At 66.9% G+C, this 20,062-nt stretch carries 17 protein-coding genes, 1 pseudogene and 1 riboswitch; of the genes and pseudogenes, 4 read left to right on the top strand and 14 right to left on the bottom strand.

The window, feature by feature from the left end; all coding sequences use genetic code 11:
- Positions 1-605 precede the first annotated feature (605 nt).
- The 3 genes from ASG86_RS03190 (at position 606) to ASG86_RS03180 (ending at position 3,916) form a co-directional block, all read left to right on the top strand.
- Entirely contained in the window at positions 606-1,346 is a 741-nt protein-coding gene (locus tag ASG86_RS03190; RefSeq protein ID WP_056330149.1) for a response regulator transcription factor, read from the top strand.
- 13 nt (positions 1,347-1,359) lie between these two features.
- A complete protein-coding gene (locus ASG86_RS03185; RefSeq protein WP_056330147.1) occupies positions 1,360-2,835 on the top strand; it encodes a sensor histidine kinase in 1,476 nt (491 codons plus the stop codon).
- 189 nt (positions 2,836-3,024) lie between these two features.
- Positions 3,025-3,185: riboswitch (cyclic di-AMP (ydaO/yuaA leader) on the top strand.
- A 5-nt stretch (positions 3,186-3,190) separates the two neighbouring features.
- Positions 3,191-3,916 carry a hypothetical protein gene (locus ASG86_RS03180; RefSeq protein WP_056330145.1) on the top strand — a complete coding sequence of 242 codons (726 nt, stop codon included), beginning with the start codon at positions 3,191-3,193 and terminating at the stop codon, positions 3,914-3,916.
- A 54-nt stretch (positions 3,917-3,970) separates the two neighbouring features.
- On the opposite strand, the gene ASG86_RS03175 is transcribed toward ASG86_RS03180, so the two are convergent.
- Genes ASG86_RS03175 through ASG86_RS03165 form a run of 3 tightly spaced genes read right to left on the bottom strand, consistent with a single transcriptional unit; the run spans position 3,971 to position 5,892 of the window.
- The gene (locus ASG86_RS03175; protein ID WP_056330142.1) at positions 3,971-4,396 is read right to left on the bottom strand and encodes a VOC family protein; all 426 of its coding nucleotides are present in this window, start codon (positions 4,394-4,396) and stop codon (positions 3,971-3,973) included.
- A 44-nt stretch (positions 4,397-4,440) separates the two neighbouring features.
- Positions 4,441-5,076: a uracil phosphoribosyltransferase gene (gene upp, locus ASG86_RS03170; RefSeq protein WP_056330138.1), complete on the bottom strand. Its 636-nt coding sequence runs from the start codon at positions 5,074-5,076 to the stop codon at positions 4,441-4,443.
- A 12-nt stretch (positions 5,077-5,088) separates the two neighbouring features.
- Complete coding sequence (locus ASG86_RS03165; RefSeq protein ID WP_235565080.1) at positions 5,089-5,892, bottom strand: phosphatase PAP2 family protein; 804 nt, start codon at positions 5,890-5,892, stop codon at positions 5,089-5,091.
- A gap of 55 nt (positions 5,893-5,947) precedes the next feature.
- Here ASG86_RS03165 and ASG86_RS03160 point away from each other — a divergent pair, with 55 nt between their 5' ends.
- Positions 5,948-6,454, top strand: a complete 507-nt coding sequence (locus ASG86_RS03160; RefSeq protein WP_056330132.1) for a nucleoside deaminase — start codon at positions 5,948-5,950, stop codon at positions 6,452-6,454.
- Here ASG86_RS03160 and ASG86_RS03155 read toward each other — a convergent pair.
- The 11 genes and pseudogenes from ASG86_RS03155 to ASG86_RS03100 form a co-directional block, all read right to left on the bottom strand.
- Positions 6,451-7,557, bottom strand: a complete 1,107-nt coding sequence (locus ASG86_RS03155) for a glycosyltransferase family 4 protein (protein WP_082566650.1) — start codon at positions 7,555-7,557, stop codon at positions 6,451-6,453. The two genes, ASG86_RS03160 and ASG86_RS03155, sit on opposite strands and share 4 nt — an antisense overlap.
- 2 nt (positions 7,558-7,559) lie before the next feature.
- A complete protein-coding gene (locus tag ASG86_RS03150) occupies positions 7,560-7,955 on the bottom strand; it encodes a 6-pyruvoyl trahydropterin synthase family protein (RefSeq protein ID WP_056330129.1) in 396 nt (131 codons plus the stop codon).
- A 3-nt stretch (positions 7,956-7,958) separates the two neighbouring features.
- On the bottom strand, positions 7,959-8,999 hold the full coding sequence (locus ASG86_RS03145) for a zinc-dependent alcohol dehydrogenase (RefSeq protein WP_056330126.1): 1,041 nt from the start codon (positions 8,997-8,999) through the stop codon (positions 7,959-7,961).
- 187 nt (positions 9,000-9,186) lie between these two features.
- Positions 9,187-9,531: pseudogene (locus ASG86_RS03140) on the bottom strand (HNH endonuclease signature motif containing protein); the annotation flags it as partial.
- A gap of 24 nt (positions 9,532-9,555) precedes the next feature.
- Complete coding sequence (locus tag ASG86_RS20900) at positions 9,556-10,830, bottom strand: HNH endonuclease signature motif containing protein (RefSeq protein WP_082566652.1); 1,275 nt, start codon at positions 10,828-10,830, stop codon at positions 9,556-9,558.
- Positions 10,831-11,617: 787 nt separating this feature from the next.
- On the bottom strand, positions 11,618-12,265 hold the full coding sequence (locus ASG86_RS03125; protein ID WP_056330117.1) for a uracil-DNA glycosylase: 648 nt from the start codon (positions 12,263-12,265) through the stop codon (positions 11,618-11,620).
- 85 nt (positions 12,266-12,350) lie between these two features.
- Entirely contained in the window at positions 12,351-13,331 is a 981-nt protein-coding gene (locus ASG86_RS03120) for an aldo/keto reductase (RefSeq protein WP_056330114.1), read from the bottom strand.
- A gap of 87 nt (positions 13,332-13,418) precedes the next feature.
- Positions 13,419-16,250: a molybdopterin-dependent oxidoreductase gene (locus tag ASG86_RS03115; RefSeq protein WP_056330329.1), complete on the bottom strand. Its 2,832-nt coding sequence runs from the start codon at positions 16,248-16,250 to the stop codon at positions 13,419-13,421.
- A 2-nt stretch (positions 16,251-16,252) separates the two neighbouring features.
- Complete coding sequence (locus ASG86_RS03110; RefSeq protein ID WP_056330111.1) at positions 16,253-17,188, bottom strand: FAD binding domain-containing protein; 936 nt, start codon at positions 17,186-17,188, stop codon at positions 16,253-16,255.
- Complete coding sequence (locus ASG86_RS03105; protein WP_056330108.1) at positions 17,179-18,420, bottom strand: XdhC family protein; 1,242 nt, start codon at positions 18,418-18,420, stop codon at positions 17,179-17,181. Before ASG86_RS03105 ends, ASG86_RS03110 begins: the two co-directional genes overlap by 10 nt.
- 100 nt (positions 18,421-18,520) lie before the next feature.
- A complete protein-coding gene (locus ASG86_RS03100; protein ID WP_056330106.1) occupies positions 18,521-20,056 on the bottom strand; it encodes an NCS2 family permease in 1,536 nt (511 codons plus the stop codon).
- Between the last annotated feature and the right edge of the window lie 6 nt (positions 20,057-20,062).

Raw genomic sequence — 20,062 nt, 5'->3', positions numbered from 1 at the left:
GCAGATCACTATTTCGGAAGAGTGAAATTTTTTTGCTGCTTATCCGGAGAATATGCCCGGGCCCTACCTATTCCAGAATTTTCTTCGCCGAAAGCGCACTTCATCGAATTCAGTCAAAATTCAACCGTTTGACATAGAATCGACCGGACAGGAACTTCTCCTGTCCAGCCGACGTTCCGTCTCCTGCTGATTTTTTGGGCCTCAGTGGCGTGCGATGCCCGTCGCAGGGGCAACCATTGTGCTGTGCGCTCTGTCCGAATCCTTTCAGGGCCGTCACGCGAACGCTGGCTCCCGTGGTCATGATGGACAAGCTGAGCGGACGGGGGTGGTCCCGCTCTGCCCCCTGACGCATTCCCTGCGCCTGGTCTCGCTGATCCATGGCGTTCTCCAAGAGGTTGAAACTGCTGGCGGTGATGCTCTTGTCCCACAAGGGTCCGCCGCGATGCTGCGCAGGGGCTGTACGGCAGTCCGAGCCAACTTGTGACCCGCGGCGCCGCTTGGGCAAGGCAACCGTTGCCCCTGGTTCAGGTGGCTAGGCTGGAGCTCACAGCTGGAACACAGCATTGGCAAAGCCTTGGCAAACCGACAGATCGGAGAGTTGTCCCATGGCATCCCCGCACTCCATGACCAACAACCTTCCCCAGCTCACCCACCCGGACGGCTCCCCCATCCGTGCCCTGGTGGTGGATGACGAACCGAGCCTGTCCGAACTCATGAGCATGGGCCTGCGCATGGCGGGCTGGTCTGTGGCCGTGGCAGCGGACGGACCCGCTGCCGTGAAGCTCGCCAAGGACTTCCATCCGGATGTCCTGGTGCTGGACGTCATGCTGCCAGGGTTCGACGGCGTCGAGCTGCTGGGCAGGATCCGCGCCTTTGCGCCGGAGGTGCCTGCGCTCTTCCTGACAGCCAAAGACGACGTCCAGGACCGCATCGTGGGACTGGCCGCGGGCGGGGACGACTATGTCACCAAACCCTTCAGCATGGAGGAAGTCCTGCTGCGCCTGCATCGCCTGGTGCAGCGTTCCGGGGTGGCCGCCATGGATACCGCCGAGCTGGTGGTGGGCGACCTGGTGCTCAATGTGGACACCCGCGAAGTTACCCGTGCCGGAGAAGGGATCCAACTGACGGCAACCCAGTTCGAGCTCCTCCGCTACCTGATGGAAAATCCCAAGCGCGTGGTCAGCAAGGCCCAGATCCTGGACCACGTGTGGGATTACGACTTCGGCGGCCAGGCGAACATCGTGGAACTGTACATTTCCTACCTGCGCAAGAAGATCGAAGCCAGCCATCCGCCGATGATCCACACCGTGCGCGGGGCGGGCTACGTCATCAAGCCTGCAGACTAGCCAAAGGAAACGCGTGCCTCTTTCCGGTGTCCCTCGGCCCACCGGCCGGTCCTGGTTCAAGCCCTCCACCTGGCACCTTCGCACCCGCCTGATCCTGCTGTCCATGGCCCTGCTGGTAGCCATCTCGGGCGCCATCGGGGTGGTCAGCTATGCCTCGATGGACGTGGTCCTCACCAGTCAATTGGATGCGCAGCTGAAGTTGGCGTCCCGCGGCCGGCCGCCCGAAGGCAACCCCTCAGGCCGCCCCGACCCCCTTGACGCGCGCGGCCAAAGTGTAGGCACGCTGAACGCACGCGTGATAAACGGCCAGGTCAGCAGCGCCGCCGGTTTCCTGTCATCCGACGCCACCCGCATCTCCCTGACCTCCCGCGACGTTGCCATCCTGCAGGCACTCCCCCATGATGGCGTGCCGGTGGACCGCGAACTGTCCAACGGCGATTACCGGCTGATGGCTACCGGGACGCCCTATGGCGATGTGGTGATTACCGGCCTTCCGCTTGCTACGAAGAAAGCCACCGAAGGCTCCCTGGTGCTCACCATGGTGCTGGTCTCGCTGGGCGGGCTGGTCCTGATTGGGCTGGTTGGCACCGCCTTGATCCGCCGGACCATGCGCCCCTTGGAACAGCTGTCCGACGTCGCCACCAAGGTTTCCAAGCTGCCCCTTGACGCCGGCGAGGTGGCACTCGCCGTGCGCGTGCCACCCTCCGCAGCGCACCCCACCACTGAGGTGGGCAGTGTGGGCCACGCCCTGAACCTGATGCTGGACAACGTGTCCAGCGCGCTGGAGGCCCGGCAGCGCAGCGAGATGAAGGTGCGCCAGTTTGTTGCCGACGCCTCCCACGAGCTTCGAACGCCGCTGACCGCCATCCGCGGGTACACCGAGCTGATGCGCATGACCGAACACCTCACCGAGGACGGGCAAAAGTCGCTGGGGCGGGTGCAGAGCCAGTCGGAGCGCATGACCGCGCTGGTGGAGGACCTGCTGCTGCTGGCCAGGCTCGATGAGGGCAAGGCAACGGAGACCACCGAAGTGGACCTTACCCAGCTGGTCATAGAAACGGTCAGCGACGAAAAGGTCATGGCCCCTGAACACATCTGGCAGCTGCAGCTGCCCCATCAACCCGTGACGGTCCGCGGTGACACCACCCAGCTGCACCAGGTGCTGGCCAACCTGCTCTCAAACGCCCGGAAGCACACACCGGCCGGCACCACCGTGACCACAGGGTTGATGCGCTCTGCCGACGGGAGCGTGGTGGTCACGGTCACCGATGACGGGCCCGGCATCCCCGCGGAATTCCAAGGCAGGATCTTTTCGCGCTTCACCCGGGCTGACGCCGCCCGCTCCGGCTCCGAGGGCTCGTCCGGCCTGGGCCTGTCCATCGTCGAGTCCATCGTCATGGCCCACGGCGGCACCGTGGAACTGGTGTCCCGGCCGGGCAGGACCGAGTTTGCTGTCCGTCTTCCCGCGGCCGGCCCCGCCGTGCCCTGAGTTCGTCACACATTGCGTTCAAGGCCATCCGCTTCGTCAAATCGAGATCTTCGACAGGTTCTGTCCCGCAATTCGACGCGCTGGCCCTCGTGACTTCCGTTACCTAAATGTGACTTTGTCGTGTTCTTCCTGTACCGTCGATTGGGTGCGGTCCCCGTTCGGGCCGCATATCCCGGGTTGACGCCAAGCTCTGCCGCTTCCCCGGATTCCGATTGAGCTACGGCAGAGGCGGGGGACCCACCGTCCCGGGCACTGAATGCCCTTGGGGTTAAGCCAGTACGTGATCTTTCCGTACAGCCGGATGCCCTCATCCGAACCCGACAGCTAACTCCGCAGGTGTGAGAGGCGATCAATCATGTCCAAAAACACGGCAGAAGCACGTCTGCTGCAGGCCAAGGCTAAACACAAGGCCAAGCAGCAGGCAAAGAAGACCACCCTGGGCCAGCGCGCGGCCGTCCTTGCAGCATCCTGTGCGGTGCTGGTGGGGGTTGGCGCGGCCGGACAGGCCACCAGCAGCATGACCCCGGTGTCATCCACCGGGTCCAACTCTTCCACTGCAGCGTCCGACGCTCAAATGAGCATCGAGAAGAGCGAAATCCGTTCCAACCCGGCAGCCAGCCCGGCTCCCGCTGCCATCAGCGTGGCACCGCAGGCAGCGGAACCGGCCCCCGCTGCAGCACCGGCCGCGCCTGAAGCGCCTGCCCCAGCCCCCGCCCCGGCGCCGGCTCCCGAGCCTGCCCCCGCACCTGAGCCGGCTGCCGCCGTCGCGGTCAACGATCCCGCCGGTGCCCAAGCCTACGCCGCCAGCCAGCTGGGGACCTTTGGCTGGGCTCCGGACCAGATGCAGTGCCTGCAGACGCTGTGGACCAAGGAATCGGACTGGACCACCACGGCCACCAATGCCAGCAGCGGGGCATACGGCATTGTCCAGTCCCTGCCGGCCGAGAAGATGGCCAGCGCCGGCGCGGACTACCTCACCAACTACCGCACGCAGATCAACTGGGGCCTGGACTACATCAAGGAGCGCTACCAGTCGCCCTGCGGCGCCCTGAACTTCCACCTGGCGCATAACTGGTACTAGGCAAGCCACATTCAACCGCGGGCCGCATCATCATGATGCGGCCCGCGTTTGTGGTTAACGCGCGTTTTGCCGGGCGTCCTGAACACTGCCCTGGCCAGCTTCCTGTCCGGTGTTTCGCCAAGGGATGTACTGGACGGCCCACTTGTTTCCGTCGGGATCGGCGAAGTAGACGAAGTGGCCCCAGTCCTGCACGTCCACATCGCTGACATCCACGCCGTTGTTCTTCAGGTGGTCATGCGCAGCTTTAATGTCGTTGACCACCAACTGCAGGTTGGAACCCGTGCCGGGAGGGGCGTCGATGAGTCCTTCGCCAATGCAGATGGAGCAGGCCGAACCCGGCGGCGTCAGCTGCACGAAGCGGATGGAGTCCGACGGCCGCTCGTCGAAATCGGCGTTAAAGCCCACTTTGTTGACGTAGAAGTCCTTGGCGCGGTCAACGTCAGACACGGGGAGAAAGACAAGCTCAAGTTTCCAGTCCATCCGCAAAGGCTAGCGGCGGGAACAGTTATGAAAAAGGGTGAAATCTACCCCGCGATGCCGTAGAGGCGGTCGCCGGCGTCGCCCAGGCCCGGGACGATGTAGGACTTCTCGTTGAGCTTCTCGTCAATGGAGGCCAGGACGATGTGCACGTTGGCTCCTGACAGTTCCTCTTCCAGCCGGGCCAGGCCCTCGGGGGCGGCCAGCAGGCAGATGCAGGTGACGTCGGAGGCGCCACGCTTAAAGAGGAACTTGATGGCTTCGCGCAAGGTTCCGCCGGTGGCCAGCATGGGGTCCAGGACGAAGACCTGGCGGCCGGTGAGGTCCTCCGGCAGGCGCTCTGCGTAGGTGATGATGTCCAGCGTTTCCTCGTCCCGGGCCATGCCCAGGAAGCCCACTTCAGCGGTGGGAACGAGCTTGGTCATGCCCTCCAGCATGCCCAAACCCGCGCGGAGGATGGGAACCACCAGCGGAGTGGGCTTGGTGAAGGCGGTACCGACGGTGGTGCTGACCGGCGTCTGGATGGTGACGGGCTCGGTGCGGACCTCCCGCGTCGCTTCGTACGCGAGCAAGGTCACCAGCTCTTCCGTCAGCTGGCGGAAGACCGGCGACGGCGTGTTCTTGTCCCGCAGGACGGTGAGCTTGTGGGCGACCAAGGGGTGGTCAACAACGAGAGTGCGCATCCCCCAAAACTATCACCCGGCGCTGCCCTTCCCACGTCCGGAAGATCCGCCGTCGTGTAGTTCCTCGGCCACCACGTCGCGGACGATAGGACGGTCGAACGACGGCGCTGCGCCGATGTGTTCGCGCCTGCGGACCAGGTGGAACAGCCGGTGGGCCAGGATGACGATGGCCACCCAGGCCAGCCCCAGGATCCACCCGGCCATGACGTCCGTCAGCCAGTGGTGGCCCAGGAAAACCCGGCTCAGGCCCATGGCGATGATGAAGATGGAACCAGCGGTGATAGCAGTGACGCGGACCCGCATCGTGTGGAACTGAAGGCAGATGAGGTAGATCACCAGGCTGATCACCACCGTGGTGTTCAGGGTGTGCCCGCTGGGGAAAGAGGGCGAATCCTCGTAGGGGGGAACGGCGTCAGCATGGTCCGGGCGGGTACGGCCCACCAACTTCTTGCCGAAAGTGGTGGCGCTGACGGACGCCGCCGCTGCTCCACCAATCAGCACCAGGGGGCGCCAGTTCCGGCTGAGGAACGTCAACCATGCCGTGAGGATGCTGGCAAGGATGGGCATCCCGATGCCGCCGCCGATGTTGGTGAACCCCGTGACAACCGCATCGAGCCAGGGGCTGCGCAGGGTCTCGGCGAACGCCAGGGCAGGTTTGTCCAGATTGGCCAGCCCGGCGGAGTCCACCACGTCGTCATAGACCTCGGACCCAAGCAGCGCCAGGGACACGATGATCACACCGCCCACCAGAATGGTGAGGATCAGCGCCGCGTACGGTTTGAACCAAGTACCTAAGCGGTCCCGAAGAGTGTCCATGGTGCCTCCCGGCATCGGCAAGTAACCTGACTAACCCCGAAACTATCATTGAGCCATGCGGTTGCCCGAAAAGAAACACGACGCCTGGATGGGCCTTGCCCTGGCGGAGGCCCGTCGCGCGCTCGCCACGGAGGATGTGCCCATCGGCGCCGTGGTCATAGGGCCCGACGGCGATGTGCTGGGTTCCGGACGGAACCAGCGGGAGGAACTGGGCGACCCCACAGCCCACGCCGAGGTGGTGGCCATCAGGGAGGCTGCGGCGCGGTTGAAGGAGAGGGCACGGCTCGACGGCGGCAGGGGCGACGGCTGGCGGTTGTCCGACTGCACACTGGTGGTCACCCTGGAACCCTGCGCCATGTGTGCGGGCGCGATTGTCCTGGCCCGGATCCCCCGGGTTGTCTTTGGGGCCTGGGACGAGAAGGCCGGCGCCGCAGGATCCGTATTCGATATCCTCCGGGAGCGCCGGCTCAACCACTGGGTTGAGGTGTACCCCGGGGTCCGCGAAGAAGAATGCGCGCTGGTGCTGCGGGAGTTCTTCGCGGCCCACCGGAGCATCCGCTAGCGCTGTCGCCGCTCTCCCGGGTCGTCGCGTCCCGCCAGAAGTGCCAGCACGTCCTGCGCGGTTTTGCTCCACCCCGGCAGCCCGGTCCGCGCATCAAGCGCACCTGTCCGCCAGCTCTCGCGAGTCCTTACATCCACCAACCACCCGCGCAAGGCGTCGGCCAGCCGGCCCGGACTCTCCTGTCCCCCGGCCGGAAGGGAAAGCACTGCCCCCGGAAGGCGGGGTTCGCCGTCGTCCGTTGCCAGTCCAGCCATCCCCAGCGCCTCCACTGCCCCTGTCCCTGACCGGACCAGTACGGGAATGCCGTGGGCCAGGGATTCGGTGACGGCCATGCCGAAGGCTTCCACCCGTGATACCAGCACGGTCAGATCCGTGCGAGCCCATTCAGACTCAAGGGCTTCGCCGCTGAGCTCGCCGGTGAGCTGGACCCGCTTGCTGAGTCCGTTGGCCGTAATGGCTGCCCCGACCTGCTGCGCGTAGTCCGGGTCCGCCTGGTCTGAGCCCACAAGCGATGCCGTCCAGGCAAGGTCCTGAATTTGGCTTAGGGCCTCCACCGTCAGCAACTGGTCCTTGTTAGGTAGCAGTGCGGCGACCACCGCAACATGCGGGGGTGTGGATCCGTATGCCTGTGGTGCGGGATTGACCCCGGGAAGGACAACTCCCGCTCGCGGAAGCCCTCTCTCCAAGAGAAGCGACGCGGAAGAGGTGCTGGTGCAGATCACGCCCGTTGCCGCGCGGAGAGCCCTGGCTTCGCGGTCCAGCGCTGCAGCCCCGGAACTTTCCTCTACGGGCATATGCACCAGGATCCATGTTTCACGTCCTGCCTTAGCCGCGAATTCCAGCTCATCCGGCGCACCTACGGCAACCAGCCCATCGACTATGGTCACCCCCTGCCCCGGGCCAGCCCCCGGTCCCCACGCCCCAAGGAGGGTGCCCAGCCTGCGCCGGTCCTTCGCACCGGCGTCCGGCCAGGTGCCCTCCACGGCGATCACTTCGACCTGGGCCCCCCGTTCCTGCAGCCCGGCAACCAGGCGCGCGTTGTAGATGTTGCCGCCCGAGCTGTGGTGGATGTTGCCGGGGACCAGCAGCCGGATGGGGCGCATGGCTAAGCGGTGAGGTCCAGGGAGTAGGTGGCCCAGGCGTCCGGGTTCTCGCGGAGGGTGACGTCGATTCCTGCGAGTTCGCGGCCGTCGCCGGTGTCCTTGACCTGCGCGGCCACCTTACGTGCAACGTACTCGGCGAGGACTTCCGTGGTGCTGAGCTTGCCTTCGAAATCCGGGTGCTCGTCCAGGTTGCGGTAATTCAGTCCGGCGAGCACTTCCTCGATGATGGTTCCGGCGGCGCCGATGTCCAGGACAATCGCGTCGGCGTTCAGGGCGCGACGGCGGAAGGCCACCTCGGCGACGAAGGTTGCGCCGTGCAATCCCTGGGCAGGTCCGAAGGCTTCACGCGGAAGGCTGTGGGCAATCATGAAGTGGCGGCGGATGGTCAGGCTGAACATGGGTTACCTCAAGTTTTCCGGGTTGTGGACGGCTGGGCCGGGCTCGGGAGCGCCGGCGGGGTACTCGACGACGTGGCACAAGGCTTCCAGGCTGCCATCTGCCAGGCTCTGGACCACGCTGGGCAGGTTCTCAAACCGGGACGAGCCCGTCAGGAACGCATCGAAGACGGGGTCCTTGAGCAGCGATACGGCCAGGTCGAGGCGCTCCGCATTGGTGCGGCGGTGCCTGCGTGCGCGTGCCACCATGCCCACTTGGCTTGCCCTGATGGACAACCGCCGCGCGTGGAAGTCCTCCCCCAGTGGCACAGTGACCTCACGGTTGGCGTACCAGGACATTTCGATGACCTCGCCTTCATCGCCGACGAGCTGCAGGCTGCGCTCCAGGCCTTCCTGCGACGCCGAGCAATGGAACACGATGTCGCAGTCCGCCAAAGCTTCATCCGGGTGCGCGAAGTCAACACCCAAAGTGTCCGCAAGCTGCTTCCTGCCGGGGTCCAGGTCCACCAGTTGCAGGCGCTGCAAGGGGAAGGTGCGCAGCAGGGTCGCAACCATACTGCCCACCAGGCCGGCGCCGACCACGGCAATCCGGTCGCCAAGACGCGGGCCGGCTTCCCACAGGGCATTGACTGCCGTTTCCACCGTTCCGGTGAGGACGGCGCGCCGGGATGGAACGTCGTCGGGAATCCTGGTCAGGGAGGTCACCGGGACCACGTAAAGGTCCTGATGCGGGTTCAGGCAAAAGACGCGCTGGCCCTTCCACTCCTCGGGCCCGTCCTCCACCACTCCCACAGAGAGGTAGCCGAACTTCACGGGGCCGGGAAAGTTCCCTTCCTGGTGTGGGGCCCGCATCTCGTCCGCGACGCGCGGGGGCACGGCACCCGCATGGACCACCATCTCGGTGCCCTTGCTGATGCCGGAGTAGAGGGCGCGCACCAGCGCTTCGCCAGGTCCAGGCGCAGGCACCTCTTCCGTCCTGAGCTCGCCGTGTTCCTTGGCAGTGGTCCAGTATGCGGTTGCGTGGATCGGAGTCTGTGAATTTGTCATCTTGCTGATGAATCTAACCGGACGTGCATGGACAGGGAAAGTCCGACGGCGGGTGGCGGGGTGTCGTGGCCTGCGCTGGACGCCGGTGCCAGCCGCCCGGGCAGGCGGCGGGGCTAGCGGCGGGGCTGGCGGGTTCGTCCATGAGTCACGCTGAGGACAGGCAGTCTGCAGTTCACCCACTTCGGCTTTACGAGGCGAGATGCTGGAGGAGTGCTTCCTCGAGGAGGCTTCGTTGGCAGGGCAGGAAGCCGGGAGGCCAGTGTGGCGGTTCCCAGTCCTGGTGTTCGCTTTTGTAGTGCCGGCCGGCCGGTGAGGTCCAGCCGGGTGGTTCGTTCTTGCTAGCCGGGGTGGGTTTCCAGCCGGTGGTGTGCCGTAGCCTGTGGTGTTTCGGGCAGGGCTGTCCCAAATTGCTGATTCCGGTGGTGCCGCCCTGGTGCCAGGCGAGGATGTGATCGGCTTCGTTGTCCAGGGAGTTGTTGCTGCACCCCGGGAACGGGCATTTCCCGTCCCGCATCCGCAACCAGTTCCGCATGTTGCCGCACTCTACCTTTGGGGGCTATGTCACCGCGCGACTCCGGCCCGCTCCATTGTGCTCGAGGGCCTCGCCGTAACCGCCAAGACCCAGGCCCGTTCTCTGGTGCCAGGCGAGGATGTGATCGGCTTCGTTGTCCAGGGAGTTGTTGCTGCACCCCGGGAACGGGCATTTCCCGTCCCGCATCCGCAACCAGTTCCGCATGGCTTTCGTGAGCCGGTAGCTGGTCCTGCCGATCTCCAGCGGCGCCCCATCCCGCGGGTCCACCAGGACCCGGTGGAACGAGTCGGCCCCSTCGGCAACCAGCCGCCGGGCCATCGACGCCGGGATMGGCCCGTACCCGTCCAGCATCGCCGGCTCATCCGTCAMCCCCATCAGCGCGAACGCCGGAACCGTCACCAAAACCTGCGCCCGGATCGGCGTTGACAGCTGCTCCTGTCCAGTACCGTCACTCCGACCGTCGCCGCCACCGGCCGCGACGACTCTGCCCGCGACGTCGCCCGTGGCGCCGGCACCGTTCGCGCTGGCACCGTTCGTGCCGGCACCGCTCCCGCTCATGGTGCCGCTGCTGTCACCGCCCGTGCCCAGCCCACCGCTCAGGATCGCGCCGGCGAAGGTGTCCGCCCGCAGCTGGGGCATGCTCCGGGACTCGTCCGGGCCCTGCATGCCCCGGGCAACAGCGGTAAGCCGGTTCCAGCCAGCCACGGCCTGGTCCGCCGGCAGACACGCGCTGAGCCAAGCGACGTCGCCCGTGGCGCCGGCACCGTTCGCGCTGGCACCGTTCGTGCCGGCACCGCTCCCGCTCATGGTGCCGCTGCTGTCACCGCCGATGCCCAGCCCACCACCCAGGATCGCGCCGGCGAAGGTGTCCGCCCGCAGCTGGGGCATGCTCCGGGACTCGTCCGGGCCCTGCATGCCCCGGGCAACAGCGGTAAGCCGGTTCCAGCCAGCCACGGCCTGGTCCGCCGGCAGACACGCGCTGAGCCAGGCCATCCCGTCCCGGTCCGGCCGGAACTCCACCCGCCGGTCCAGCACGGACTTGGCGTGSCGCTTCTCGATCGACCCGGCATGGTGGCGTTCCCGCCAGACCCGGGCCTTGGCCCTGAACCGATGCGCCGGCATCTCCCCCACCGGACACCCCCTGACCGCGTCAGGTGCGTCCGGGTCCAGGAAATGCGCCTCCAACGCCGCCGCCCCCGCAGGATCAAGACCCGCGGTTTCATCGGCCAGCACCATCGCATGCTGCCACGAGATCACCCCGGTCCGCAGTGCCGCCAGGGTCCGCGGCAACGTCGTCATCACGGCGTGCGACGTGGCCAGGAACGACGCCCCAGTTCCTTCATTTGCTCTCCATTTTCGTCCTTTTCCGGCTAACGTGAAGTCATGAGCATCGATCCGCTTAAGGCCGCCGTGGCGGCGATGGCTGCGGACTTCGCACCGGGCAGGGTGCACAGCGTTGCCTTTGATGTCACATGGCGGACATCGAGGAAAGCTTCGACTCCGCGGTCCGGGAGTCTTTGGACGTGCGGCCCACCTTTCCTGCCGGTCCGGCAACCCGCTCCGCCATCTACTNCGAGCACTGCAACCTGCGCTGCCCCACCTGTTTTCGCGGTTTCATCGGACATCACCAYCGCATGCTGCCACGAGATCACCCCGGTCCGCAGTGCCGCCAGGGTCCGCGGCAACGTCGTCATCACGGCGTGCGACGTGGCCAGGAACGACGCCCCAGCCCGCGGCCCCAGAGCCAGCACGCACCCGATCTCCGCAGCAACCGCCATCTCCTGCGCCACCACCGGCACACCCGGCCCCGCAACAGCACAGGCAGTCTCCGCGTACTTCACAGCAGCCTTCGCCTTCAACCCCGCAAACCCGGCCTCCACCTCACCGGCACCGGCAAGAATATCCAGGCACCCATCCGCCAACCTCGCCAACGGATCAGCCTCCGAAAACGACTCCGAACCCGCCCCGTCAACTTCCGCGTTCAGCACAGCAAGGGCAGCACGGATGTCCTCCAACGCCCTCACCACCGCCGCTTTCCCCATAAACCCATCATGGCAAGGGGGTGTGACATTCTGATGCGGCCGATTCAGGCCTGAATCCCACCTTCCAACAACTGCTCCAACCCGTGTTTGAAGCCGGATCTACCGCCATGCGCCGGATGCCGGATCTTGGGCGCAGCCAGCCCGCTGCGCTGCAGGCTGTGCTGCGCCACGTTGCCCACTGCAACGATGGAACTGATCCCGAAAAGCTCCGCGAGGTCCTGCCAGAAAGGTGTCCCCAGTTTCGTTTCAGAGGGCCTGGGCGTGCGGTTGGACAACGGCTTCCCAGGCTGATGGGGATGCCAGGGAAAGGCGCTCCACAGCAGTGGCAAAAGCCCTACTTCTTCCAGGACCTGCCACAGCACGGTGGCGGTTGGCTCGGCGGCAACTCCCACAGCTTCGGGCGGCAGCACATACCCCTTCCCAGGTCCGAAGACCCCGAAGCTGTTGGCCGGACCCTCAAGGATGGTCCGGTTCGTGAATGGCACCCCCGTGATGCGCATGCCCCTGAATCCCGGGGCCTCCCCTACCAGCAGTACCCCGGGCCGCCTGTCCAGCATCTCCTGCAGGTAGATCTCCAGGTTTCGCCGCCGCACCTCATTTGCCGGCACCGAGTAATTGAAGAAGTTGTTGCAGGCAGGCCCGGTCTCCACGGCTGCAAGCCGCTTTACAAAGCCGTGGATCGAGGCACTCACCGGCGGACCCCCAAGCGCAGTGCGTAAGATAGCCGCCCGGCATTCCCGCGGCGAGCGAAGCGAGGCATGGGGCAGGCAGCGGACGCTACCAGCGCGGGTGGATGGACTCGCGGAAGTAGTGGTCGTAGATCCAGCGCACGCCGTCGTCGAACTCCTTGCCCACGTTGACCGTGGCCGCCGCGGCATTGGCCCGGGCCTGGTCCACATTGCGGGCACCGGGGATGACGGTGGTGACGCCATCCTGTGCTGCGATCCAGGCGATGGCTGCTTGGGCGGTGGTGGCCCCTTCCGGCACGAGCTGTTCGAACTCCTTCACGGCCTTCAACCCCAGCTCGTAATCCACGCCGGAGAAGGTCTCGCCGACGTCGAACGCCTCGCCCTGGCGGTTGTAGTTCCGGTGGTCGTTCTCCGCGAAGGTGGTGTCCTTCGAGTACTTCCCCGACAGCAATCCGGAGGCCAGCGGCACGCGGGCGATGATGCCCACCCCTGCGGCCTTGGCGGCGGGCAGCACCTCGTCCAGCGGCTTGAGCCGGAAGGCGTTCAGGATGATCTGGACCGAAGCTGTTCCTTCGTGGCGGATGGCCTCGAGGGCTTCGTCCGTCCGTTCCACGCTGACGCCGTAGTTGCGGATAGCGCCCTCGGCCACCAGGGTATCGAGGGCGTCGTAGACCTCGTTGTTGCTGTAGACCGGGGTGGGCGGGCAGTGCAGCTGGACCAGGTCCAGGGTGTCCGTGCCTAGGTTCTTCCGCGAGCGGTCCACCCACTGGCGGAAGTTGGCCAGGTTGTAGTTTTCCGGCCGCTGCTCCATCCGCCGGCCCATTTTGGTGGCCACCGTGACGCCGAGGCCCGGGTTGTCCGCCAGGAACTTACCGATGGCCTGCTCACTCTTGCCGTCGCCGTACACGTCGGCGGTGTCAAAGAGGGTGACGCCGGCCTCCACCGAAGCTGCCAGGATTGCCTGCGCCTGTGCTGGATCCACGTTGCCCCAGTCCGCGCCGAGCTGCCAGGTGCCGAGCCCCACGATGGAGACGTTCCGTCCGGTCTTGCCTAAAATCCGCTGTTCCATCCCACGACTATATGCAACGATGCAACCCGGGGTCAGATCCGACCCCGGGTTGCGCCCGCGCAAGCGGAAGTATGACCAGCGGCTGGCCTACGAAGGCACGCGCTCCAGCTTGGGCACCAGCCCCGCCTCCTTCAGCCCCAGGTAGATCCGGTCCCGGGCAATGGGCAGGGATGCGAAGCGCACCCCGGTGGCGTTGCGGATGGCGTTCGCGAGCGCCGGCGCCACCGGGTTGAACGGGCTTTCGCTCATCGATTTGGCCCCCAGCGGCCCCATCTTGTCATTGGTGTCCGCGAAGTAGACCTCGCTGCGCGGCACGTCCGCAAAAGTAGGAATGTGGTACTGCCGCAGGATGTCCGTGGTGACCTTCCCGGCGTCGTCCACCACCACTTCCTCGTACAGCGTGGCACCAAGGGCCTGCGCGATCCCGCCTTCGATCTGGCCGCGGCACTGCCGCGGGTTGACCACTACACCGGCGTCGGCTGCCTGCACGCTTTGCAGGATTTTCAGCTCGCCGGTGCCGCGGTTCACCGCCACCCGGAAACCGTGCACATTGAAGGCGACCGAGCGTGGAGTCCCGCCCCAGCGCCCTTCGGCAGCGAGTTCGACGCCGGCTTCCGCGGCCGCCTGCGCCAGTTCAGAAAGTGCCAAGGGAGTCCCGTCCACCACCAGGGAATCCCCGTCGAGGACGCACGCGGAGGCCTGGGTCTGCCGGATGCCGGCGGCGAGGGCCCGGATCCGGACTGCCAGCTCCTCCGCCGCGGCGAGCGTGGCCTTGCCGGCCACCACGGTGCCGGCCGAGCCGAACGCTCCGGTGTCGTGCTCCACCAGGTCCGTGTCGGACTGCCGCACCAGCACCTTGGACGCCTGCGTGGACAGCGCCGTGGCAGCGAGCTGGGCATGCACCGTGGTGGTGCCGTTGCCGAACTCGGCCGTTCCGACGTCGGCCTGGTACGTCCCGTCCGGCAGGAGCCGGATGCGGGAATGGGCAAAGTGGCCGCGCGGGGGCACGGTGTCAATCATGGACAAGGCGGCGCCTTCGCCCACCATCCAGTCCGGCCCGAGGTCCTCAAGGCCTGCTTGCAGATAGCGTTCGCGGCCGCGGCTCAGGGCATCCCGGACCAGGTCCAGGCATTGGTCCAGCCCGTAGCTGCCGTAGTGGACGTCCTCCTCCGGGTCGGGCTGCGTGGACAGCATGTGGTCCCCCTCGCGGACCATGTTCAGGCGCCGGAACTCCAACGGATCCATGCCGATGCCGGCGGCCAGCTCATCCATGGCGGACTCGATGGCGAAAATCATCTGGCTCAGCCCGTATCCGCGGAAAGCACCGGCCGGCACGGTGTTGGTGTACACCGAATGCGCGTCCACCTTTTTGTTGGCGCAGTTGTACACCGCCAGCGATTCGCCGCAGCCGTGAAACATGACGCCGGGGCCGTGGTTGCCGTAGGCGCCGGTGTTGGTCACCACGTCCAGCTCCAGGGCCGTCAGCTTCCCGTCCTGGCTGGCCCCGGCCTTCAGCTTGATGGTGAACGGATGCCGGGTGGTGGTGGCGGTGAACTGCTCGGTGCGGGTCAGTTCCAGCTGGACCGGGCGCTTCAGCTTCAGGGCCGCGAGCGCCACGAGGTCCTCGGTGAGGACTTCCTGCTTGCCGCCGAACCCACCGCCCACTCGCCCGGCCACCACATGCACCTTGTCCTCTTCAAGCCCAAAGACCCGGCAGAGGGTACGGCGGACCAGGAACGGGACCTGGCTGGAGGTGCGCACCTGCAGGCGGCCTTCGGCGTCCACCGAGGCAATTGCCGCGTGGGTTTCCAGTGCCACGTGCTGCACCCGCTGGGTTTGGTAGGTCTGTTCGTGAATGAAGCCGGCGGAAGCGAAACCGTCGGCCACATTTCCCAGCTCCGAGTGCAGCTCCGCCACCACGTTCCGTTCCGGCCGTGCAATCCGGGAGCGTGCAGCATCCTTGTCCCCGTGGACCAGCGGAGCGCCGGGCAGCAGTGCGTCCTGCGGCGAGAAGACGGCCGGGAGTTCCTCGTAGTCCACCTGCAGGGCACGCACGCCTGCTTCCGCGGCCCCCACTGATTCGGCCACGACGGCGGCCACCCGTTGCCCGATGAACCGGACCACGTCATCAAGCACCCGGGTATCGTCGGGGTCGTCCGTGAACAGCTCGTGCTGGGCCGTGGAAAACAGTTGTTCGGGCGCATCTTCATGCGTGAAGACCGCCACCACCCCGGGGACCTTCAACGCCGCCGCCTTGTCGATGGACACCACGTGGGCATGGGCATGCGGCGACCGCAGGACTTTGAGGTGCAGCAGTCCCTGCAGCTGCTCCTGCGGAACATCCAGGGTGTACCGGGCCTTTCCCGTGACCACGGCCCGGCTGGCCGGCGCCGGGACGTCGTCACCGAGCCGGCCAGGCTCCGGATCCGGCTGCCCTTCCCCGGCGATGCCGGAGCCCGGCCCCTGGGGATTTGGATGGCCGGCATGCCCGCAGACCGCGTCCGCGATGGCGCGGTAGCCGGTGCACCGGCACAGGTTGCCCTTGAGGTTCCGCGGCAGGTTCTCCTTTTGGTCGTCGTCGAAGGTGGCGGCGGTCATCACCATGCCGGCCGTGCAGAAGCCGCACTGGAAACCCTGGCGCTCCAGGAACTGCTGCTGCACGGGGTGCAGCTGCCCTTCAGCGCCGCCAGCCCCGGCGAGTCCTTCGATAGTGGTGACAGCGTGTCCTTCGGCCCTGACCGCCGGGTAGATGCAGCTGTGGACCGGGGTGCCGTCCACATGCACGGTGCAGGCACCGCAGTCGCCGCCGTCGCAGCCCTTCTTCACCCCCAGGTTTCCCTGCTCCCGGAGGAAGGTCCGCAGGCACTGCCCGGGACGGGGCGCGGCGTCCGCGGAAGTTCCGTTGATCTCGATGGCCATGCTCAGGCCCCTTTCGAAAGAGTTGTGGGCCCGGACCCCGGCATCCCGCCGGTCCGCGGCGGCCAAAAGTCTCCGGATACAGCCAGTCCCGGCGTTCCCTGCGGCGTTGCAAGTTCGGCCCGGATTTCCTCGGCCAGCCGGTAGGTCATGTCGCGGCGCCAGGCCGGAAGCCCGTGGATGTCGTCGTGGTAAAGGTCTGCAGGGATCGCCTCGTCGAGGGCCGCCGTCAGCTGGTCCGCGTCAGGCAGCGCGTCGAAGCGCAGCTGCACGGGCCGCTTGGTGGCGGCGGTGACGGTCAGCACCAGGGAGGTGCCGCCGTCGAGCCTTCCAATGAGCAGCACCCCGGACCTGCCCAGGTTGCTCAGCGACAGGCGGCGGAAGGCCACGCGGGCGGAAAGGGCCGACGCCGGGAGGTGGACGCTGCGGAGCAGCTCGCCTGGTGCCAGGCGATTCCTGGCATCACCGGTGATGAAGTCCGCCACCGGGAGGGTGCGGCTGCCGCCGCCTGGCGTCAGGATGGTGGCCACGCCGTGGAGCCCGGCGCAGAGGGAGATGACGGGTCCGGCGGGCAGCGACGTGCAGAGGTTGCCGCCCACCGTGGACATGTTCCACACCTTGAAAGAGGCCACGAAGGAGTCGCAGCATGCCCGGACCAGGTCCAGCGCCGGCCAGCTGCGGCCCGACACCTCCGGCTGGCCGGGAAGGCTGTACAACTGGGCGATGGTGCAGGTGGCGGCGAGCTCGATGCCGTCGCCGGTCACCGTGATGGGCGTCCAGCCTGCAGCGCCCAGGTCCAGGAGCCGTTTGAGCGGCTGGGGACCGAAGGCGTAACTGCCGTAGGAGAAAAGGACCGTCCCGCCGGCCAGCCAGGCGTCGCCGTCGCGCCATTCCGCGGGGTCGGTGGTGCGGACCACCGCCTCAATGGTGTTCATGTCCATGCGATCTCCTGCTTGTCAACGTCTGCGGGCGCCGGTGCGGGCGCGGGGTGGGAACGGGTGGGGTGTTGATGAATGGTGCCGGACGTTTCCCTCAGCGGCAGGCAGCTGGCCGCACGGCTGCGGGCGGCGATGATTTCCGCCGTGATGGACACCGCCACTTCCGCGGGGGTAACGGCACCGAGGTCCAGACCGATGGGCGAGTGCAGCTGCGCGATCCGCTCCGGTGGGACGCCTGCGCTGAGGAGTTCGGCAACCCGCTGGAGGTGGCTGCGGCGGGAGCCCATGGCGCCCACGTAGGCGAGGTCCAGGGCCAGTGCGGTTTCCAGCAGCGGGATGTCGAACTTGGGATCGTGGGTCAGGACGGCGGCCATGGTCCGGGTATCAGTGCGGCCGGCAGCCGCTTCAGCTGCCAGGTACCGGTGCGGCCAGTCGGTTACTATCAGGTCGGCGGCGGCAAAACGCGGCTGCCCGGCAAAGGCCGGCCGGGCATCCACGAGGGTCACGTGGTAGCCGAGCAGTTTGGCGGCCGGGACCAGCGCCGCGCCGAAGTCGTTGGCGCCGAACACCAGCATCCGCGGCGGGGCCAGCCGGGACTCCACGAGGATGGCCCGCTCGCCGGAAGGCTGCCCGGCGCCTGTCCGGTCCGGAGGACAATCCCTCGGCTGGCTCAGCCGGACCAGGCCCGTGCCCCCGCCGCGCACTATGGACTCCACCTGCAGCGCCGGCTCCCCGTGCAGCAGGGCTCCCAGTTCCGGAGACGCGGCCAGACGGAAGATGGCGGGATCGGAAAGGACGACGGCGCCGCCTCCTGCGTCGCCCAGTTCTCGTACCAGGGCCACGGGTTGGTCCGGGCTTGCTTCGGCGAGTCGCAGCAGGGCGGCGCGCAGCGGATGCCCCGCCTCTCCGGGCTTGGCGGCGGGGACCGGCTGGATGTGGATGTCCAGCTGTCCCCCGCAGGTGAGCCCGGCCGCGAAGGCGTCGGCGGCACTGAAGCCGAAGGTCTCAAGGCGCGTGGCGCCGTCGTCCATTGCCTCCTGGGCGAGCGCCACCACGGCGCCTTCCACGCAGCCGCCGGAGAGGCTGCCCAGCACCTCGCCCGCTTCGGTGACCAGCATGGAGGTGCCCACCGGGCGGGGCACGGAACCGGAAGCGGCCACGATGGTGGCCACGGCGAACCGCCGGCCTGCGACCCGGGGCATCCAGGGGCCGAGCGAAGGGATCAGGTCAAGCATGGCGGCACTCCTTCTTCCGCGCGGCGGTGGTGTCTATTGTCGGTCCTGCCAGGGGCCGGGCCAAGCGTTGGCCCGGCCCCCTTGTTGGTTGGGGCAAAGCTCAGCCGCCCAGCAGATGGTTGATCGGTCCGCGGGCGAAATACACCAGGAACCCGATGCTCACCACCCACATCAGCGGATGGATCTTCTTCGCCTTGCCGGAGGCCGCACCGATGATGGCCCAGCTCACGAAGCCGACGCCGATGCCGTTGGCGATCGAGTAGCTCAGCGGCATGGTGACGATGGTGAGGAATGCCGGCAGGGCCACGGTGAACTTGGTGAACTTGATCTCGCGGATCTGTGCCATCATCATCGCGCCCACCACCACCAGCGCGGCAGCGGCAACCTCCAGCGGTACCACGCTGGTGAGCGGGGTGAGGAACATCGAGCCGAGGAACAGCACACCGGTGACCACCGAGGCCAGGCCCGTTCGGGCACCCTCGCCGATGCCGGCCGCCGAGTCGATGTAAACCGTGTTGGAGGAGCCGGACGTTGCCCCGCCCGCCACGGCACCGAAGCCTTCCACGATGAAGGCCGCTTTCAGCCGCGGGAAGGTGCCGTCCTTGTGGGCGACGCCGGCGCTCCTGGCCAGGCCGGTCATGGTTCCCATGGCGTCGAAGAAGTTGGTGAACACCAGCGTGAACACCAGCATGGTGGCGGCCAGGCCGCCGATCCGGGCGAACGAGCCGAAGAGGTCGAACTGGCCCACCAGGCCAAGGTCCGGTGCCGAGACCAGCTGGCCGGACAGGACCGGGGTGTTCAGGTGCCAGCCGCCGGGGTTGGTGGCGTTGGCCGGGCCGAGCTTCAGGACGGCTTCCACGATGGCGGCCAGCACGGTGGTGCCGACGATGCCGATGAGCAGGCCGCCCTGGACCTTGCGCGCCACCAGGATGCCCATGGCCAGGAGACCGACGACGAACACGAGCGTGGGCACCGAGGTGATGGAGCCGCCGTCGCCCAGCTGGACAGGCGGGCCGCCTGCGGTGGGCCGGACAAAGCCGGAGTCCACGAAGCCGATGAAGGCGATGAACAGGCCGATGCCCACGGTAATGGCGGCCTTCAGTTCCTTGGGCACAGCCCGGAAGATGGCGGTCCGGGCCCCGGTGACGCCGAAGAGGACGATCAGGATGCCGTTGATCACCACCAGGCCCATGGCCTCAGGCCAGGTGACTTCCTGGATCACCGAGACGGCCAGGAAGGAGTTGATGCCCAGCCCGGCGGCAAGCCCGAACGGCAGGTTGGCGATCAGGCCGAAGAGGATGGTCATGACGCCGGCGGTGAGGCCGGTGACGGCGCCCACCTGCGCGGCGGACAGCCAGCCCCCGGCGACGTCGGTGGGGGCGTTGTCCGCGCTGAACCCGCCGAGGATGAGGGGGTTCAGGATGACGATGTACGCCATGGTGAAGAAGGTGACCAGGCCGCCGCGGAATTCGCGGGCAAGGGTTGAGCCGCGCCGGGTGACCTGGAAGAAGCGGTCCAGGAAAGATTCCGGCGGCTGGGGGGTCTGTGATCCCTGCGCCGACGTGCGCGGCGTCCGCCGGGAGGTGCTGGTGGTTGGAGCCGGATGCTCCTCGTGGGAATGGTCCAGGATGGTCATCGAAGC

The organism is Arthrobacter sp. Soil764, from assembly GCF_001428075.1.
Taxonomy (GTDB): Bacteria; Actinomycetota; Actinomycetes; order Actinomycetales; family Micrococcaceae; genus Arthrobacter.
The sequence above is the reverse complement of the archived record's forward strand: the minus strand, read 5'-3'. Positions and strand labels throughout refer to the sequence as shown.

Bases quoted from the DNA above. Each gene is read 5' to 3' on its own strand.
- ASG86_RS03190 (WP_056330149.1), top strand. From the start codon at position 606: ATGGCATCCCCGCACTCCATGACCAACAACCTTCCCCAGCTCACCCAC.
- ASG86_RS03180 (WP_056330145.1), top strand. From the start codon at position 3,191: ATGTCCAAAAACACGGCAGAAGCACGTCTGCTGCAGGCCAAGGCTAAA.
- ASG86_RS03175 (WP_056330142.1), bottom strand. From the start codon at position 4,396: ATGGACTGGAAACTTGAGCTTGTCTTTCTCCCCGTGTCTGACGTTGAC.
- upp (WP_056330138.1), bottom strand. From the start codon at position 5,076: ATGCGCACTCTCGTTGTTGACCACCCCTTGGTCGCCCACAAGCTCACC.
- ASG86_RS03165 (WP_235565080.1), bottom strand. From the start codon at position 5,892: ATGGACACTCTTCGGGACCGCTTAGGTACTTGGTTCAAACCGTACGCG.
- ASG86_RS03160 (WP_056330132.1), top strand. From the start codon at position 5,948: ATGCGGTTGCCCGAAAAGAAACACGACGCCTGGATGGGCCTTGCCCTG.
- ASG86_RS03155 (WP_082566650.1), bottom strand. From the start codon at position 7,557: ATGCGCCCCATCCGGCTGCTGGTCCCCGGCAACATCCACCACAGCTCG.
- ASG86_RS03150 (WP_056330129.1), bottom strand. From the start codon at position 7,955: ATGTTCAGCCTGACCATCCGCCGCCACTTCATGATTGCCCACAGCCTT.
- ASG86_RS03145 (WP_056330126.1), bottom strand. From the start codon at position 8,999: ATGACAAATTCACAGACTCCGATCCACGCAACCGCATACTGGACCACT.
- ASG86_RS03120 (WP_056330114.1), bottom strand. From the start codon at position 13,331: ATGGAACAGCGGATTTTAGGCAAGACCGGACGGAACGTCTCCATCGTG.
- ASG86_RS03115 (WP_056330329.1), bottom strand. From the start codon at position 16,250: ATGGCCATCGAGATCAACGGAACTTCCGCGGACGCCGCGCCCCGTCCC.
- ASG86_RS03110 (WP_056330111.1), bottom strand. From the start codon at position 17,188: ATGGACATGAACACCATTGAGGCGGTGGTCCGCACCACCGACCCCGCG.
- ASG86_RS03105 (WP_056330108.1), bottom strand. From the start codon at position 18,420: ATGCTTGACCTGATCCCTTCGCTCGGCCCCTGGATGCCCCGGGTCGCA.
- ASG86_RS03100 (WP_056330106.1), bottom strand. From the start codon at position 20,056: ATGACCATCCTGGACCATTCCCACGAGGAGCATCCGGCTCCAACCACC.